Raw genomic sequence first — 17,279 nt, 5'->3', positions numbered from 1 at the left:
TGCGAGCGGCAGGGGTCTCTGCGAAACTTCGCGGACTGTGACCGGAGAGAGCGGGTATGACGCTTGGCGAAATTCGGGCATTGCTGCTTCGGCTGCGCTATTGGGGGCGCCTTGAGATCGGTGGCAAGTTCCGCATCGACGGAGGCACGATAAATCCGAACAGGGGCAAGATCCGCATCGGCCGCAAGGCGGAAATCAAGCGCGGCGCGATCATTGATGCCAATGACGGCTTCGTCATCATCGGCGATCATTTCAGCCTCAATCCGTATTCGATACTTTACGGCTCCGGCGGCCTCACGATCGGCAATTGGGTGCGGATCGCCGCCCATGTGGTCGTGATCCCGGCCAATCACGGCTTCAGCGATCCCGATACCCCGATAAAGAAGCAACCCGAGACGCGACAGGGGATCGTCATCGAGGACGATGTCTGGATCGGCGCAGGCGCAGTGGTCCTCGATGGGGCGCACATTTCCCGGGGATGCGTGATCGGCGCGGGCAGCGTCGTCAGGGGGCGAACGGACCCACTCGGCATCTACGCCGGCGTTCCCGCGCGAAAAGTGGGTGTCCGTGGAGAGAAAAGACTCATTGCCGATGCACGCGGAACGCCCCGGAATCCGACGCTCCCGCTATCGCGCAACAAGGACTAGATGAGGATTCATGCGTGGTTATCTCCTTCTGACCGAAGCACGAAGCGGATCGAACTGGCTCGGGTCGCTCATCAATCATTCACAGGCCATGGGCAATTCGACCGAGTGGCTGTCGCCCAAGCTTCACGGTCTCGATATGGGCGCGCTCTCCTGGGACTCCTTCTTCGCGGAAGTCATCCGGAAGTGCTCGACCCCGAACGGCGTGTTTGGCATGAAGATCTTTCCGAACCAGCTCTTCGTGACGCGCGAGCGCTACGGCCGGGATTTCATCCGCCACTGCCTTTCCGAACATGACACAGCGATCGTCTTTTTACGGCGCAGAGACACGCTGAGGCAGGCGATCTCGTTTGCGCGGGCGAGGCAGACGCGCGCCTTCGCCGCCCACCACGGGGCCAAGGCCGAGCCGCGCTACGATTTCGAGCAGATCGCCCGATGCTACTTCTATGTCCGGGAAAGCTACAGTTTCTGGCAGAGCTATCTGGATCTCCTGGGCGCGCCCTTCACCGAATTTGCCTATGAGGACCTCGCGAGCGATCCGAGCCCCTTCATCGCGCATATCGCCGAGCAGTTGCGCGTTTCCGCACCGGCAACGACGGGAACGACGATGACGGTCCAGCGCGACGGCCTCACCGAGGAATGGATCGCGCGCTTCAACGAGGATTGCCGCTCGGGGGATCTGCTCACGGCCTATGATCGCCGCGAGCACATCCCGGGCAAGATGCGCAATTTCGCGAAACTGGCAACCGGGAAACTCAAGCCGCGCTATCCTTTCGCGCTTTAGGCTATTACATGTTTCTTCGTTGCATCTCGCCGCGGTGATTGCGTGGCCGCCTTTTTTCCCCAGCATTTCCAAGTTAACCAAGGCGCACGCGGCCGCAGCTTATGGCTTTGGCGCCGGTGCCGTGTTACCGGCCGATAACCCCTCGGATACGGAATCTCACACAGGAATGCAGTACAGACCCGAAGTCGACGGCCTGCGTGCGGTTGCAGTCGTTCCAGTGCTTTTGTTTCACGCAGGTTTCGACATTGTCTCGGGAGGCTTCGCGGGCGTTGACGTCTTCTTCGTCATCAGCGGTTTCCTGATCACCTCGATCATCGACAGGGAAATCCGCGACGGCCAATTCAGCCTCGTTTCCTTCTATGAGCGTCGGGCAAGAAGGCTCGCGCCGGCATTGCTGTTCGTCTGTGCCGTCTGTACCGCGTTTGCCCTCCTGTGGATGCTGCCGCATGAGCTCAACACTTTCGGCAAGGGGCTCTACGCGACGAGTCTCTTTGCGGCCAATATCCAGCTCTGGGACCAGACAGGCTACTTTTCGCCGGATACCGACCAGATGCCGCTGTTGCACATGTGGTCGCTCGCGGTCGAAGAGCAGTTCTATCTCGTGTTCCCGTTGCTGCTCATTGCCTTGCGCCGCTTCTCGGGGGTGAGCGTTCTCGCCGTCGTTCTCGCGATTTCAGCGCTCAGCTTCGGTGCCACGCAGGTGCTCGCGCGCCTCGATCCTTCCGCCAACTTCTATTTGCTGCCAAGCCGCTTCTGGGAGCTAGGCCTCGGGGCAGCGGTCGCGCTTTCCGGCCTGTCGAAAGCCGAGGTGGCGAAACCAGCGCGCGAGATTCTTGCGGCACTGGGCCTGTTGGCGATCGTTGCGACTTACGTTCTCGTGCGCGAATCTGCGAGCTATCCGGGTTGGGCGACCGTGCCGGTGGTGGCGGGAACAGCGGCTTTCATCGCCTTTGGCCGGAGCGACACCTTTGCCGGAAAATGCCTTTCCCTGAGACCGCTCGTCGCTGTCGGGCTCTTCAGCTACAGCCTCTACCTCTGGCACCAGCCGGTGTTCGCCTTCGCGCGCCTGCGTCTCAGCGGCGGCGTGACGCAGGCGGGCTATGCTGGCTTGATCGGGCTTTGTTTTGTGCTCGCCTATCTTACTTGGCGCCATGTCGAAACGCCGTTCCGCGATCGCCGGCGTTTCGGACGGCGACCGGTCTTTGCGATGACCCTGACGGCGGGTGCCGTCGCGGTCATCGCGGGCCTGTCCATGGATCACAGCGACGGGTTTGCTTCGCGACACCTCGCGCTTGCTCGTTTGAATGAACCGAGCGTCGGCATGGGCAAAGAATGCGATGGCGTCGTCGATCTCAAATGCAGCACCAACGAGAATCCCGAGATTGTAATATGGGGCGACTCCTTCGCCAGACACCTCGTGGATGGCGCACGCGCCTCGGATCCCGACGTGCGCCTGGCGCAATTGACGAAAAACAATTGTGGTCCGTTCTTCGACCTGGCGCCCGTGCTTCCCAACCTCGCTCTCGACTGGCCGCAGCAGTGTCTCGACCACAATGAAGCGGTCCGCCGGTTCCTGCTGGCACACAAGTCCGTCAGATACGTCGTGCTATCCTCGCCGTTGACCCAGTATCTCGGCCGGGAGACGGTTTTCCTCCGCGGCAAGGGCCTCACACGTTCAAGCCCGGAGCTTGTCACGCAAAACTTCCAGTCGACGCTCGCCTGGCTGCGCTCGAACGGGCTCCAGGCCGTTGTCGTAAGTCCCCCTCCGAGGGACGGCCGCAATACCGGACTTTGCGTAGCGCGGGCACGCCTGCTTGGTCTGCCTCCCGGCGACTGCGACCTGCCGGTTGCGGCGGTCGAGGCACATGACAGGAAGGTCCGATCGGTGCTGGCCAGCGTGGCTGCGGACTTTCCCGTCCTGAATTTCACCGACTACCTTTGCGACGCCGTCAATTGCCGGGCGGAAGACGAAGGCGTGGCGATCTACGAGGACGATGGACATTTTTCGCGGAAGGGCTCCCGGCATATTGGCAGAGCGCTGGATTTTTCGCGGACCTTCGTGGCGGCAGCCGAGCATGGCTGCGAGCAAAAGCGCGCCGACAACCGGTCCCCGCCGCGCGGGAGTTGCGGATTCGCGCCGCCACGGTCTGCCGAGTTGAATTCCGGTGATGATCCCGATAAACGCAGCTATCGCAGCGGCACCTGGAGCGGATTTTGAAGGACCTTCACTACCCCTTTCGTCTTTCCGACCATGAGAGCGGGCGGGGTCAGCGAAGCCTTCTCGACCGGATCGTGACCCGGTACGAATCCCTCAAGCTGGCGGCGCGCGAGCGCAAGCGGAAGCGCACCATCGAAATGTCTTGCCTGAACGCGGGCGGTGCGCGGCCACTCGGCCAGGACGACATTCCGGTGGTCGTCAACACGCACAACGACCTGAAGCTGATGCCGTCCTTTCTCGCCCACTACAGAAGGCTCGGCGTTTCGCGCTTCATCTGCATCGATGATGTATCGTCCGACGGGACGCGCGAATATCTCAGCTCGCAGCCCGACGTTGACGTCTGGAGCTCGCCGCTCAGATACCGGGACGCCCGGCGCGGGCGCGAATGGCGCCAGGCGCTGTTCGAGCGCTATGGCAAGGACCGATGGTATCTCAACGTCGACTCGGACGAATTTCTGATCTACGACGATTGCGAACGCCAGCCGCTCCGCAATCTTATCCGGGCGCTCGAAACGCGCGGCGAAAAGCGCCTTGCTGCCCCCATGCTCGACATGTACCCGGTCGGCCCGCTCGGATCGGCGACACTCGACGGCACCGATGCGCGGATGCCTTGGGAGATCGCCGACCACTTCGACGGCGCCGGGTACGAGATCACCTATACCAAGCGGGCGATCAGCATCACCGGCGGGCCGCGCAAGCGGAAGTTCGCCCATGTGCTGGAGCTGATGAAATATCCGCTGATCTTCTGGGACAAGGAATGCAACCTGGGGGTCAGCATTCACCAGCCGCTTCCCTGCGAGCGGAACTTTCCGGCGATCTCCGGCGTGTTGCTGCACTTCAAGTTCTTCTCCGATTATAAGGAGAAGATCGAGCACGCGGTGACGGACGGACAATATTTCGACGGTGCCGCAGCCTATCGCAAGATGCTGGACGATTTGCAGAAGTCCGGCGAATTCGACTTCCAGAGCCCGGACTCCGTGCGATTTTCCGGCTCGAAGCAATTGCGCGAACTGGGCTTCATCGCCCCGATCTCATTTACGTCGAATTAGCCGGCTGACGCCTCCGTGGCCTCAACGGAACGGAAAGGACCGTAACAGGCGGTCAATCGTCTCCGCGGATGGAACGGCGGGCGCGTTGCCAGCCCTGTCCACCCCGCCGGCCGTTAGCAGGCTATCGAAATCGAGGGGACCGGGAAGGGCTGCGCCGCGGAAGCTGAAGTAATCCGCAAACTTGAAGCCGTCGCCCTTTATCTTGCCGTGAGGCTCCATCCAGATCGCGGGCACGCCATAGGCGTCGGCGACGATGAGGCCATGGAGGCTGCTGGAGATCACGAGGTCGCTGGCGGAAATCGCCTCGCAGATCTTCTGCGGATCTCCGAGAAGATTGAGCACTCTCCAGTGTCTGGGCAGGGACGTTCCGTAGCGTTCCAGAAAGGTCTGGTAGGTGACGAAGTGCGGGATGACCACGACCTCCGACGTTGCCGCAGTCTTCTTGGGCCAGATCAACGGCAGCAGGATCGCCGGATCACCGAGTGCAATATCGCGGTCGGGAGCAACTCTTGCCTTCGACAGTTGGCCGCGCACCGCGTCAAAGACGAGGCGCTGCGGCCATGGGGCCGGCGTTCCGGTATTCATGAAACCGGAACCCCAGACGTGCAGCGTTCGCCAGGGGCGCTTGCGCCAGAACGCGTATTTCTTGCGGCTATAGCGATAGTAGGCGTCGATGATGCTGCCGACACCGATGAGTTCCGCCCGCGCGGGTTCGACATAGACCGGCTCGACGGAAAAAAGGTCCTGGAGAATATCGGCCATCAGGTTGTCGCCGAAGTTCTCGATGGTCTTGCCGAAGCTCTCGCCGACGGTGGCGGAGAAGACTTTCACTTTGCGCACGCGCGAACTCCTATGAGGCCAGATGACGCGCGGCAAGGCGCGCAAACCTCCATTTCAGGATGGCCGGTCGAGTCGTGAATACCGGAATCTCGACCTCAGAGGAAGGCTGAGGCCGAAGAGTTGCATAGGCCCGCACGATGCTACCGGAAGCTCACAACCTATGGTAAGTTTAGTACGATCGAGCGCTTCGTTTCAGCATCGCGGGATGCAGGCCGATGCCGCCCGACCGGGGAGGGCGCGACATGCCGTTGCAGGATGGCTATGGGCTCGTGATCGGGACGAAGCTCGATTATTTTCGCGACGACCCCGACGATTTCGGGCGCTACTACCACGGCAACCTGATCGTCGGCACGCCGCAGGGGCCCTACCACTGCGCGATCGACGTCGATCCGAAGAACATGCCGAACGGCATCGAGTGGCGAGTGGTTGCGCTCGCCACCGGTGCGATGAGCCAGTTCAGCCAGCTTTCCAATGGCTGGCACGCGCTTGCGTCGAACGACAGCTCCGGTGCGCTCGACTACATCCGCTCGCCCGTGCTGCATCCGCCACTCGGCATCCGCTTCGTCCGCCATAACAGCTGCCTTTCCCGCTTTCTCGATTTCATCCGCTGGAACCCGCCGTGGAACCAGGGGCTTGGCATCGACGCGTTGACCGACCTCGAAGGCGTGCTGACCAATGCGGCCCGCTGCTACGTCTTCGGCGAGCCCTTCAATGTCGGCCTTGGCGTCCACAATATCCACCAGAACCAGGGCGACCCGGTAACATCCCCCTTTGCCGCCGAAAACGGCATCTGGCAGGACGGGGCGACGATCATCGAGAGCACGTCTGGCACGTTCACGGCCTTTCTCAACAAGTTCAAGACGCAATCCTACCGCACCGATGCCCTTGGCCGGCCGGCTTAAGGGGCGACCACTGCTCGGAAATCCGCCCGCAGCCCTTAAACTTGGCGCCGGCAATCGCTATATGGCGTTTCGTGGTCTACGTACGGCCAAAAGAAACAACGGGAATGGGTGGCATGCAGCGTTTTGGACGAGTTCTGGCAATGGTCGCGGTTGGCCTCACGGTCATGATGACGGTGGTGGACGTGGCCGAGGCACGGCGGGCCGGCGGCGGTTTCGGCTCGCGCGGCAGCCGCACCTTTTCCACCGCGCCGGTCACGCGCACGGCGCCGACCAATGCCGCGCCGATCGAGCGGACGATGACGCCACGCTCGAATTCGGCGACCAATCCCGCGACCAACCCCGCGGCGCAGAACCCGATGACGAACCGGAGGCCGGGCTTCTTCAACAGCTTCGGCGGCTCGATGCTCGGCGGCCTGATGATGGGCGGCCTGATCGGCATGCTGCTCGGCCACGGTCTTGGCGGCGGTGTCGGCTTCCTTGGCCTTCTCCTGCAGGTGGGCCTGATCTTCGTTCTCATTTCGCTGGCGATGCGGTTCTTCCGCGGCGGCCAGCGCCCTGCTTATTCGGGCGCGGGCGCTTCGGCCCGCTCGTCGGCTGCCGCCTCGTCGGGTGCGCCGTCCTTCCGCATTCCAAACATTGGCGAGGGAGCGGGCAGGGGCGCGAGCTTGAGCGGGCAGGCTGCGACAAAGGCTTCCGCCTCCACGCAATCGTCCGCCGCTGCTCCGGGCGAAACCGATGAAATCGGCATCACCCAGCGCGACCTCGACCGCTTCGAGGCGATGCTGAAGGAGGTGCAGGCGGCTTACGGTGCAGAGGACTACGCGGCGCTACGCCGGCTCACCACGCCGGAGGCCATGTCCTATCTCGCCGAGGAGCTCAGCGAGAACGCGACGAGTGGGGTCAAGAACGAGGTTCGCGACGTCCATCTCGTGCAGGGCGATGTCGCCGAGGCCTGGCGCGAGAACGGCATGGACTACGCAACCGTCGCGATGCGCTATGAGAGCATCGACGTGATGCGCGACCGCTCGACCGGCCGCGTCGTCAGCGGCGACGCCGACAACCTCACCGAGGCGGTCGAGCTCTGGACCTTCCTGCGCAAGCCCGGCGCGGAATGGCAGGTCTCCGCCATCCAGGGCGTCCAGGCCTGACGCCCGGCTTCGGCCGTTCCGACCGCACAGCGCTGTCATGGCGCTGTGGCGGCGCCGGGCATTCCCGATTTCGTGAATTTTCGATCGCTTATTTGCTTAAGCCCGGCCCGGCTTGAGCGTAAAATCACTTGGGGCGCTCGACGTGCCACAACCTCTCGGAATAGCTCTGGGGGCGCGCGCGGTCTTGACGAAGGCGGTCATTGCGTGTCTTTTCTGTCGGGCAATGACCGGCGTAACGCCTTGAATTGCTGGAAAATTCTTTTCGCTGCGGGCGTTGGAGCAAGGGGATGGACATCGCTGGTAAGAGGCTGAAAGGTTCGGCCGGTTTGATTTCGCCGACGGAAGGACGATCGGGCCATCCGGCGGCTGCGGGGCGCGCATCGTCGCTCTTGCTTGGCATGGCGGCGCTCCTTCTCGCGATGGCCGCCTCGACCTTCACCGGTCATGTCGAGGCAGCGGACTGCAAGAGTTCCGCCGGACCGGAAACGAACTGGCAGGACTGCAACAAGCGACTGCTCATGCTCGGCGGCAGCGACCTCGAGGGAAGCAATCTTGTCAATGCCGATTTCACGCTGACCGATCTCAGGGGCGCCACGCTTCGTGCCGCCAATCTCGAAAAGGCGACGTTGATGCGCGCCTCGCTCGCCGGCGCCGTCGCAGACAAGGCGAATTTCACTCGGGTAGAGGCCTATCGCGGCAATTTTTCCGACATTTCTGCCGAGGGCGCCTCCTTCGTGAGCTCCGAATTGCAGCGCACCGACTTCAGCCGGGCGCGCCTGACCGGTGCGGATTTCGAGAAGGCCGAACTCGGGCGCGCCAATTTCCATGAGGCCGTGCTGACAGGCACCCGCTTTTCGATGGCCAATCTCTCGCGCGCCAATCTCAGCGGCGCGGTCTTCGAAGGGCCGATCGATTTCGACCGCGCCTTCCTGTTCCTTACCAGGATAGAGGGCCTCGACCTCTCGGCCGCGACCGGGCTCGAACAGGAGCAGGTCGACCTTGCCTGCGGCGACGCCGCGACCAAGCTGCCGGCGGGCTTGACGGTCCCCGCCAAATGGCCGTGCCCGGCCGACGACGACTGACGGACGTTTTCGCCTGCGCCGCGCACGGCAGATGATTATCCACAGCGGCGGAACGCTCCGCCGGCCGAGAGCGAATGGCGGCTTGGGGTCGTCCAGCCGGCTGTTTGGTGCCGGACTTTCCTCTTCCGCCATCCTCGGGCTTGGCTCGAGAATCCAGAATCGATCCCCATTTCGGTTCGCGAGGCGTTGGATCCTCGGGGGCGAGACCGAAGATGATCGCTGAATATGAAACGACGGTGAGTAACGGCGTGGAAAATCGCCTTTCTGCAGATCCGTAGCCGTCCCCGTTGATAACTGCGTGCTTCCTGAAATTTGAGGCTCATGCTGTAATCCCATGCGGACCCCATCCCGCAAGGTGACCGCCATGAAACGCCGTTGGCCGCTTGCTGCTCTCTGCCTTCTCTGCGGAACTGCGTCCGCTGATCCCATTGCCGTCGATCTCGAACTCGTCATTGCGGTCGACGTCTCCTATTCGATGGAGCCGGAGGAGTTGAGTGTGCAGCGGACCGGCTATCTGGAGGCCTTCCGCAGTCCGGAGGTGATCACGGCATTGAGCGGCGGGCCGCTTGGAAAGATTGCCGTCACCTATGTCGAATGGGGTGGCAAGGCGGTTCAGGTGATACCGTGGACGCTGCTTTACGACGCCCGGACCGCGGGGGAATTCGCCGAGACCTTGGAGCGCCAGCCGCTCAGGCGCATCGGCTTCACCTCGATCTCCAACACGCTTGCGGTCGGCCGCATGCTTTTCCAGACAAGCCCATTCAGAGCGCGCCGCCGCGTCATCGACATATCGGGCGACGGGCCCAACAATGCCGGCGCGCCGGCGCCTCTCGCGCGCAACAACACCATCGCTCAGGGGATCACGATCGACGGCCTACCGATTATGCTGCGGAACGATCCGGATACGACGTCGATCCCGGATCTCGACGCCTACTACCGCGAGTGCGTCATCGGCGGCCCGGGATCCTTTCTCCTGAAGGTGAGGCACATCGACGAGTTTGCCGCAGCGATCCTCGCCAAGCTCGTCATCGAGATTTCCGGACTGAAGGTGAGCTGGCAGGAGGAAACGAGGCCGAGCCCGGTCCAATATGAGCAGCCCTATAATTGCTTCATCGGCGAGGAATTGCAGGAGCGTGCGATCGGCCGGTAGATTGCTTCAACGTTTCTCTGAATGAATTTGGTCAATTCATTGAAATTGCAGGGATGACTACCGCTGTGCGCCTTCCGGAGTTGCTGTGGCCGCCTTCCCCTGCCTACAGCGCCGCGCGTCTTATCAGACGCACAAAGGACGCTGCAGCACTTTGTATTGCTGCATTTTTTATCCCTAAATCGGCTACGATTTAAGGAAGCATGCAGCAGTCAGTTCGTCCCGGCGTTCCAGGCAGGGCGACCAGCCGCGCGCGAAACCCATGCCCATGGCGATCTGGGTCAGCGCCAGTTGCTCCCGTAGATGCTTGCAGTCGGCGAGCAAGGTGCGGATCGTCGCCACGGCGTCGCCGTCATGCCAGGCGAGCGCGGCTGCGACCTCGTCCAGCCACTCGTCAAATTCCTCGATATCGGAACGCTCCGCGGCAGACATGGATTCTCCTTCTCCGTGGACAGCCGGAGTTCTCACTTCGATGAATTTCAGATTGGCGGCCGTATTGCCGATGGATGTTCTTATTATGTTCTATATTGGGAGGGAGTCAATCGTTTTTGCGACGGCGCACCCGCGCAATTCCGGACGGAAGCCGTTACACATTTTTCCTGGAATTGCTCCGTCCAACGCAATTCCGGACGGAAAACCGCACACACTTTTCCTGGAATTGCTCAGTTGAGCCGCTCGCCGAAGAACGCTTGCGGAAACAGTAAGAACATCGGCTTCTTGCTGAGTTCGATCGCGGACCGGTTTTTCGAGGCAAGCCATCGCTTTACGGATTCTTGCGGCGACTCGCCGGTGGTAACGGCGATCGAACGGCCCATGAGGTCGAGGCGGCGGCCGCGATAGCCGAGATCGGCCGGGTGCCGGCCGAAGCGGGACGGGCCGAAATCCACGCACCAGCGCTTCCGGTGAGGGAACGGCTTGGTGAGACCCGCCTCGAAGAAGGCCCAGACGTCGATGTCCTTGAGCCCGTTCGTGCCGTCAAGATAATGCAGCGCACTGCCCTGGGCGAGAGCAATGAGGAGCAGGCGATCGCGGTAAAGGCCGGCGACCGGCGCGCGATCGAAAATGGCACCGAGCGTGCAAAGTGCGACGGCGGCGATCCTTTCCAGGTCTGCTGACGTCAGCCGTTCGTAGGATCTTTCGCTGACGTCCGCCATCGCGGGGGCTCGCTTTCATCCTCGCGGCTCCAGATCATTTCATTGTTTCTTTGAAACAGTGAAATGATCTAACTATTTGAAATTACGCAATTCCGGACGGAAAACCGTTAGACACTTTTCCTGGAATTGCTCTAGCCGCGCCGCGCCACATGGGTACCAGCCTGCGTCTGCGGTGAGGCTCGGGGGGACCCAGCCAAAACTCTACCCAACCGGCTCCCAGACCGAGTTGGCGTCGCGGATGACCTTCTTGATCTTCTTTTCCTTTTGCCAGTCGCGGCCGATGTCCTTGATGACCGGGCGCTTCTCGGGAGAGAAAATATAACTCTTCTTGTTGCGGACGTATTCTTCCAGCGCCGGGTTCACGCCGTAGTAGAATTGTTTCTCGGGATCCTTCGCCGGGTCCATGAGGCGCGCGCAATCTCGCACGAACGCACCTCTGAGAAGCGACGGCGAGGTGGTGAAGATCGGGAAGGAGGTGAACTTCGGGATCTTGATGCCGAACAGCCGCATATATTCGTTGCGCTTGTGAAAATGGCCCTTCTTGGCGACGTCCCATTTCTGCTCGGCGGTGTGGAACGATACTTGCGCGATCGTGGGATCGCGGAAGGCGCTGAAGACGTTCGCGCCGATATCGGTTAGGGCGACCCAATCGTCCTCGAGGTGCAGGACGAAATCTGCCTTGGTGGCCGACCAGAGCCGACAAACAGCGCCGCCGAAGCTCGGCGTTTCCGGCTCAAAGACGATCGCCGCCGGAAACCGCCCCCGGACCAGTTCGAGGCAGGCAGCGTGCGCGTCGTCGTCCCCGAAGATCGGATCGAGGTTCATGTGGACGTTCTCGATCTCGAAGTGGTCGAGCATCCGCTTCGACAGGCTTTCGAGCGTCGCGGCGAGCAGATCGGGACGCCGGGCGGCAACGATGCAAACGTCAATTTTCGGCATGGATGCAGCCTTGGTTTGAGGCGGGCGATGGCGGACACGCTTGTCAACGCCGGCGGCGCGTGGTCGAGCAGGGGGCTGGTCAAGCGCCGCTTTTATAAGCAGGTCAACAAGGGCGCGCAACGGGGGAAAGCATGGCTCGCATCGCAGTTCCCATTTACAACGGTGCCGAGACGATTTCCGAAAGCCTGGATTGCATACGCGGCCCCAGCGAGACCTGCTCCGAATTTGCGTGAAGGGACAAACGCTTTCGCCACGCTCGCAGCAACATCAACGTGCTGGCGATGGAGAATTTCAAGCAGGCGCTCAATCTCGGCGATGCCAATTACTTCACGTGGCGGGCCGATGACGACCTGACGGACGCGAACCATGGTTCTACGGCCGTTGGCGGCGACCGGCTGTAGTCGCGCCCCTTGCCGTCGCGGGAAATGAAGAATGCCTCGTCCGACGGCCGCAGATGGACGTCGAGGCGATCCTTGGAAACGTCGATGCCGACGAAGACGGCAAAGACGGCGAGCGGTTCGTCCATGACCCATCCTTGTGAATGCGGGCGCGTGCCCAAGCGGCTGTTCGGGTTTGGGACTGCGAAAACGGCGGCCGCACGAGCTCATTCACGGGCTTGCTGGCCCCAGGGCGTTTCGGCCTGACCGCCGCCTTCCACCTCGCCGATTGCGTTCCTGCCGGCAACTGAGAGGTACAGGGTCGGCGGAGTTGTCGTCGTGCTCGTCCGAATGGCCCGGCAATAGCATCGCGCGCCAGCCGCCCAAGCCTGTCCGAGACGGCGCATTCCAGTTTTTTTTCAGCAGGGCGGCATCGCCACTTGATCGATCGATGATTTATCCGTAGCGATGCCGAGCCGCTTTGCTCAGTGGGGATCAACACATCATGGAAATTTTTACGTCTGCCGGCTTGCTGGCGCTTCTGCAGGTTATTGTCATCGACCTGGTGCTTGCCGGGGATAACGCCGTCGTCATCGGCCTTGCCGCCGCCGGGCTTCCGACCGAGCAGCGCAAGAAGGCGATCCTGGTCGGCATTCTCGCCGCGACGGTTCTTCGCATCGCACTTGCGAGCGTGACCGTCCAACTGCTCGAGATCATCGGCCTTGTGCTCGCGGGCGGCATCCTGCTGCTCTGGGTCTGCTGGAAGATGTGGCGCGAGCTGCGTGCCGCCCGGGGCGGCGATGGAGCGGAAGATGGAGCCGGAGAGCCGCAGAAGAAGACCTTCATGCAGGCGGCGATCCAGATCGTCGTCGCCGACATCTCCATGTCGCTCGACAACGTGCTCGCCGTAGCCGGCGCATCCCGCGAGCATCCGACGGTGCTGGTGTTCGGCCTCATACTGTCGATCGCGATGATGGGCGTTGCCGCGGGCTACATCGCCAAGCTGCTCAATCGCTATCACTGGATTGCCTATGTCGGTCTGGCGATCATCCTCTACGTCGCGCTCGACATGATCTATCGCGGATCGCTCGAGGTCTGGCCGCACGTCGTGCCGGTCGTCGCGGCGATCGCGGGCTGATTTTTGCTTTCCACGCGGGGCCGAGAGCCCCGCGCTTCCCGGGATAGGGCGCCGCGGGCCATCGCTCCGGTGGGTGATGACCGCCAATGTGTCTGGGGATGCCGGCGCCAGCCGTCACGGTCGTCCTTGCCCGATCCCGACTGCGAGTCCACCCGGCGGCGCGTCGGCAAGTTCCTCGATGCTCATTGACTGCTGCATGGCTCCTCAAGTCGGAATCGATTTGAGGTCAAGACCATGCCGCGATTCAAAGTGCTACGGGGACCTTTGCGCGTCCGATCACAGTGCACGATAGAGGTGCAACGGGACGCAGTTGATATGAAAGGTCCCAGGGCGGTGCAAAGGGGGGCGGGGCGCATCGCTCTGGGACCTCTCACGCCTACGGCGGCGGGGGCTAGCCGTTGATTCCGCAGGCGTTTCTGTGCCGCACTATGCATCCGGAGAAACACCAAGCAATGGGCCTAAGACCTTTGGCAGGCCGCATCGGACTTAGGTCTGATACTTCGGAGTGGATGAGTGCCGTAACCTCCTTGCAGAACCTGAGAATTCCGCCCCCGACACCACTGCGTATCCTGTTGCGTTAAGCCTTTCCGGGATGCCGGCAATGAAGAGATTCGCGTTTCTGGCAGCGCTCGCCGCGCCGGCCATTGCTCTCGGCCTCGCCATAGCTATGGTCGAATGGCTGCAGCCGATGGGCGTATCGAATGAGACCACAGCATCAACCAATCCGCAGGTGCATGTGCCGTGATCCCCATGTGACGGAGGCTCCTCAACCGGGAACAGCCGCCGGGAAGGACGGCTGGCGATATCACTCGGCAACAGCTTGCTGGCTGGCGCCCGCACTGCCCGGCACGGCCGGTTCGCCGAGGTCCCAGTAGATCCCGGCCATAAGCGCCAGACCCTCGCGGGCGATCGTGAGCGGAAGATGCTCGTTCGGCGCATGCTGGGAGCACCCCGGATAGGAATGCGGGATCCACACTGTCGGAAGTTCCAGGATATCGGAGAAAATGTCGTTCGGCAGCGATGCGCCGAGGTTCGGCAGGATGGCCGGTCGCTTCCCGGTCGTCCGAACAATCGAGTCCACCGTCCAGCTGACCCATGGATGCCCCGGATCCAGTCGTGTGGCGTGAAAGACAGCGTCGTTCGTCGGAGCGATCCGCACGTGCGAAAAACCGTGGCGGTCGAAGTGCCGTCGCAAGGCAGGAAGGATATCGTTTGCCTCGACGCCGACGACGAAACGCAACTGGCAGCGCGCCCAGGCCCGCGGCGGAATGGCGCCGACGGGCGTCTTCGGGTTTCCCGCTTCGAAGGCGAGGATCGCGAACGAGCACCATGCGAACAGCTTTTCCGCTGGCGTCAAGCCTGGCTCGCCCCAATCGGGATCAATTTCGGGATCGCCGGCGCTGGTTTCGATCTCGCAGTCGGCGAGAACGCGCCGAACATCGTCCGGGATATTCTGCGGGCGCCATTCCGCAATCCTGATCTCGCCTGTCGGCCCGGTGATGCTGGCAAGAGCATGGGCAAGTTGGATCGCCGGGTCGGAAAGGAGGCCGCCCCAGTTGCCGGAATGGTGGCCGCCCTCGCGCGCCTCCACCCAGACATCGAAGCTGACGGCGCCGCGCGAACCCAGGAAAACCGTTGGCCGTGCGGCCGAGAGACGCGGTCCATCCGAAGCGATCAGAACGTCCGCTCGAAACAAGTCCTTGTGTGTCATAGCCAGTTCGCGAAGGCCCGGAGAGATCCGCTCTTCTCCCATTTCGATCAGGTATTTGGCGTTGAAGCCAAGTCTGCCGCGCGCCTCCAGCACCGCCCTGATCGCGCCGATGTTGATCGAATGCTGCCCCTTATTGTCAGCGACGCCGCGTCCATACCACCGGCCGTCGCGTTCCGTCATTCGCCAGGGGGAGAGACCCTCAGTCCAGCCCTCGTCGAGGCCGCGAACCACGTCGCCATGGCCATAGCCGAGCACGGTCGGCCGCGCCGGATCCTCGACGCGCTCGGCAAAGAGAAAAGGCCAGTTGCCCTCGGACAATGTCCGGCAGGTGAATCCGAGTGCTTCGAAAGCGGGCTTGACCTCGGCTTCGAGATACTCAGCCAGCGCGGGTGCGCGCTCCGGGTTCTGGCTCTCCGTCGGTATCGCGACGCGACGCGCCAGATCATCCCGGAAAGCACCGGAATCGAAGTAAGCCTCTGCTCTCGCTATGGCTGCATCGCGTGTCATTCCACACCATAACACCGGACGAGGCGCAGCGGAATGCGAACGCTTGCTCCTTATTCGCCGCCCCCTGGAATCAGCCGCGCCACGATGCGGTCCGAAACGCGTTCGCTGCCTGCCAGCCCCTCGGCAACGCCCGCTCTGTCTGCCGCCGGGCGGTTCTGGCTCATCTTGCTTTTGCCCTCGATCCGGGCGATCGGCATTCTGAGCCCGACGATGCCCTTGAGCTGTGCCTGAACGAATGCTTCGGGCGCATCGGTCACGGCCCATCGCTCCGGGCGCGGCCCCTCGTGAAGATCGGTCAGTCGCGTGACGACCTCGAGCAAGCGCTGGCTGTCGTCGTAAAACTCCGCCGGTCCATAGGCATGCACCGCCGCATAGTTCCAGGTCGGGACGACCTTGCCGTGCTCGCGTTTCGATGCGTACCAGGAGGGGGTGATGTAGGCATCCGGCCCCATGAAGATCGCCATGGCGTCGCCGGTCGGCGGGGTCTTCCATTGCGGATTGGCCCTGGCGAGATGACCGTGGAGCGTCCCATGCTCGCCTTCGTCGGGATCGAGGAACAACGGCAACGGCGTCGCGATCAGGCCATCGGCGGTGGCTGTCACGAAGTGGCAAAGCCGCGCCTCGCGCATCAATCCGTGGAGCGCGGAGCGGTCATCTTCTCTGAAGGCTGGCGGTGTGTACATCGCGTCTGGTTCCTATGGATGGAGGCATTCAAGCACAGGATCGCTCATTTCGCGAACTTCCGTGCGCCGGCGACGCAGAGGATAACCGCGACCGTCACCGCGAGCATCAGCAAGCTCACCTCTTCATGGAGCAATGTCGCGGCCAGGGCCAGTCCGAAAAACGGCTGCAGCAACTGCAGTTGCCCGACCGCCGCAATGCCGCCCTGGGCCAGTCCCCGGTACCAGAAGATGAAGCCGATCAGCATGCTGAACAGGGAAACATAGGCGAGTCCGACCCAGCCGGGCATACCCACCTTTGCGAATGACGACGGCATCAGGGCGAGCGCGATCGAGAGCATGACGGGGAGCGACAGGACGAGCGCCCAGGAGATCACCTGCCAGCCGCCAAGGGTGCGCGACAGTTTCGCGCCCTCGGCGTAGCCAAGCCCGCAAGCGACAATTGCCCCAAGCATGAGCGCGTCCCCGACGGGTGACGCAGACACGCCCTGCGCGAGCGCAAAGCCGATAACCAGCAGGCTTCCCGCGACGGAGAACATCCAGAAGGCGGGACGAGGGCGCTCGCCGCCGCGAAGCACGCCGAAAGTCGCGGTCGCAAGCGGCAGCATGCCGACGAAGACGATCGAGTGCGCCGACGTCACGTGCTGGAGCGCGAAGGCGGTTAGCAGCGGAAACCCGACCACGACGCCCAGGGAGACGATCGCCAGGGAGAAGAGCTGGTCGGTGGTGGGGCGCTTCTCCCTGAAGACAAGGAGAAGGCACGCGGCGAGCAGGCCCGCGATGCCAGCCCGGGCGACGGTGAGGAACACCGGATCGAAATCCAACACGGCGGCCCTGGTCGCCGGCAGCGAGCCGCTGAAGATCAGCACGCCGAGAAAGCCGTTGATCCATCCGCTCGTCGTCTTGTCCATGGTCTGCTCCTTTTTATGCCGATATCGGCCGAAGTCGCTGGCGTGGCC

17 protein-coding genes and 1 pseudogene are annotated in these 17,279 nt (G+C 62.5%); 10 read left to right on the top strand and 8 right to left on the bottom strand.

Annotation, left to right across the window (positions count from 1 at the left end; all coding sequences use genetic code 11):
• Positions 1-56: 56 nt before the first annotated feature.
• From RB548_RS11150 to RB548_RS11135, 4 genes are all read left to right on the top strand, one after another.
• Complete coding sequence (locus RB548_RS11150; RefSeq protein WP_331371383.1) at positions 57-647, top strand: acyltransferase; 591 nt, start codon at positions 57-59, stop codon at positions 645-647.
• Positions 648-657: 10 nt separating this feature from the next.
• Entirely contained in the window at positions 658-1,428 is a 771-nt protein-coding gene (locus RB548_RS11145; protein WP_331371382.1) for a Stf0 family sulfotransferase, read from the top strand.
• Positions 1,429-1,594: 166 nt separating this feature from the next.
• Positions 1,595-3,646: an acyltransferase family protein gene (locus tag RB548_RS11140; protein ID WP_331371381.1), complete on the top strand. Its 2,052-nt coding sequence runs from the start codon at positions 1,595-1,597 to the stop codon at positions 3,644-3,646.
• Positions 3,647-3,717: 71 nt separating this feature from the next.
• Positions 3,718-4,695, top strand: coding sequence for a glycosyltransferase family 2 protein (locus RB548_RS11135; protein ID WP_331374940.1), 978 nt, complete (start codon positions 3,718-3,720; stop codon positions 4,693-4,695).
• 21 nt (positions 4,696-4,716) lie between these two features.
• Here the strand turns inward: RB548_RS11135 and RB548_RS11130 are convergent, their stop codons facing one another.
• Complete coding sequence (locus tag RB548_RS11130; protein ID WP_331371380.1) at positions 4,717-5,535, bottom strand: polysaccharide pyruvyl transferase family protein; 819 nt, start codon at positions 5,533-5,535, stop codon at positions 4,717-4,719.
• A 242-nt stretch (positions 5,536-5,777) separates the two neighbouring features.
• Between RB548_RS11130 and RB548_RS11125 the strand changes: the two genes are divergently transcribed.
• The 4 genes from RB548_RS11125 (at position 5,778) to RB548_RS11110 (ending at position 9,817) form a co-directional block, all read left to right on the top strand.
• Entirely contained in the window at positions 5,778-6,437 is a 660-nt protein-coding gene (locus RB548_RS11125) for a DUF2278 family protein (protein ID WP_331371379.1), read from the top strand.
• Between the two features lie 113 nt (positions 6,438-6,550).
• Positions 6,551-7,585, top strand: a complete 1,035-nt coding sequence (locus RB548_RS11120; RefSeq protein ID WP_331371378.1) for a Tim44 domain-containing protein — start codon at positions 6,551-6,553, stop codon at positions 7,583-7,585.
• 398 nt (positions 7,586-7,983) lie between these two features.
• The gene (locus RB548_RS11115) at positions 7,984-8,667 is read left to right on the top strand and encodes a pentapeptide repeat-containing protein (protein ID WP_331374939.1); all 684 of its coding nucleotides are present in this window, start codon (positions 7,984-7,986) and stop codon (positions 8,665-8,667) included.
• A gap of 364 nt (positions 8,668-9,031) precedes the next feature.
• Complete coding sequence (locus tag RB548_RS11110) at positions 9,032-9,817, top strand: DUF1194 domain-containing protein (RefSeq protein ID WP_331371377.1); 786 nt, start codon at positions 9,032-9,034, stop codon at positions 9,815-9,817.
• Between the two features lie 183 nt (positions 9,818-10,000).
• Here the strand turns inward: RB548_RS11110 and RB548_RS11105 are convergent, their stop codons facing one another.
• The 4 genes and pseudogenes from RB548_RS11105 to RB548_RS32340 form a co-directional block, all read right to left on the bottom strand.
• Positions 10,001-10,246: a hypothetical protein gene (locus tag RB548_RS11105; RefSeq protein WP_331371376.1), complete on the bottom strand. Its 246-nt coding sequence runs from the start codon at positions 10,244-10,246 to the stop codon at positions 10,001-10,003.
• 230 nt (positions 10,247-10,476) lie between these two features.
• Positions 10,477-10,968, bottom strand: a complete 492-nt coding sequence (locus RB548_RS11100; RefSeq protein ID WP_331371375.1) for a hypothetical protein — start codon at positions 10,966-10,968, stop codon at positions 10,477-10,479.
• A 201-nt stretch (positions 10,969-11,169) separates the two neighbouring features.
• Positions 11,170-11,907, bottom strand: coding sequence for a glycosyltransferase family 2 protein (locus RB548_RS11095; protein ID WP_331371374.1), 738 nt, complete (start codon positions 11,905-11,907; stop codon positions 11,170-11,172).
• A gap of 400 nt (positions 11,908-12,307) precedes the next feature.
• Positions 12,308-12,433 (bottom strand): annotated as a pseudogene (locus RB548_RS32340) (IS110 family transposase); the annotation flags it as partial.
• Positions 12,434-12,789: 356 nt separating this feature from the next.
• Here RB548_RS32340 and RB548_RS11085 point away from each other — a divergent pair.
• Both RB548_RS11085 and RB548_RS11080 read left to right on the top strand, forming a co-directional pair.
• The gene (locus RB548_RS11085; RefSeq protein WP_331371373.1) at positions 12,790-13,422 is read left to right on the top strand and encodes a TerC family protein; all 633 of its coding nucleotides are present in this window, start codon (positions 12,790-12,792) and stop codon (positions 13,420-13,422) included.
• Positions 13,423-14,023: 601 nt separating this feature from the next.
• Positions 14,024-14,167, top strand: coding sequence for a hypothetical protein (locus tag RB548_RS11080; protein WP_331371372.1), 144 nt, complete (start codon positions 14,024-14,026; stop codon positions 14,165-14,167).
• A gap of 60 nt (positions 14,168-14,227) precedes the next feature.
• Here the strand turns inward: RB548_RS11080 and RB548_RS11075 are convergent, their stop codons facing one another.
• From RB548_RS11075 to RB548_RS11065, 3 genes are read right to left on the bottom strand one after another with little or no spacing between them, the layout of a single operon-like run.
• Positions 14,228-15,640, bottom strand: coding sequence for a M20 family metallopeptidase (locus tag RB548_RS11075; RefSeq protein ID WP_331371371.1), 1,413 nt, complete (start codon positions 15,638-15,640; stop codon positions 14,228-14,230).
• 50 nt (positions 15,641-15,690) lie between these two features.
• Positions 15,691-16,323 (bottom strand): FMN-binding negative transcriptional regulator, encoded by a 633-nt coding sequence (locus tag RB548_RS11070; RefSeq protein WP_331371370.1) that lies wholly within the window; start codon positions 16,321-16,323, stop codon positions 15,691-15,693.
• Positions 16,324-16,367: 44 nt separating this feature from the next.
• Complete coding sequence (locus RB548_RS11065) at positions 16,368-17,231, bottom strand: DMT family transporter (RefSeq protein WP_331371369.1); 864 nt, start codon at positions 17,229-17,231, stop codon at positions 16,368-16,370.
• Positions 17,232-17,279 lie beyond the last annotated feature (48 nt).

Source organism: Sinorhizobium chiapasense, assembly GCF_036488675.1.
GTDB classification, from domain to species: domain Bacteria; phylum Pseudomonadota; class Alphaproteobacteria; order Rhizobiales; family Rhizobiaceae; genus Sinorhizobium; species Sinorhizobium chiapasense.
This window is presented reverse-complemented; position numbering and strand designations above follow the sequence as displayed.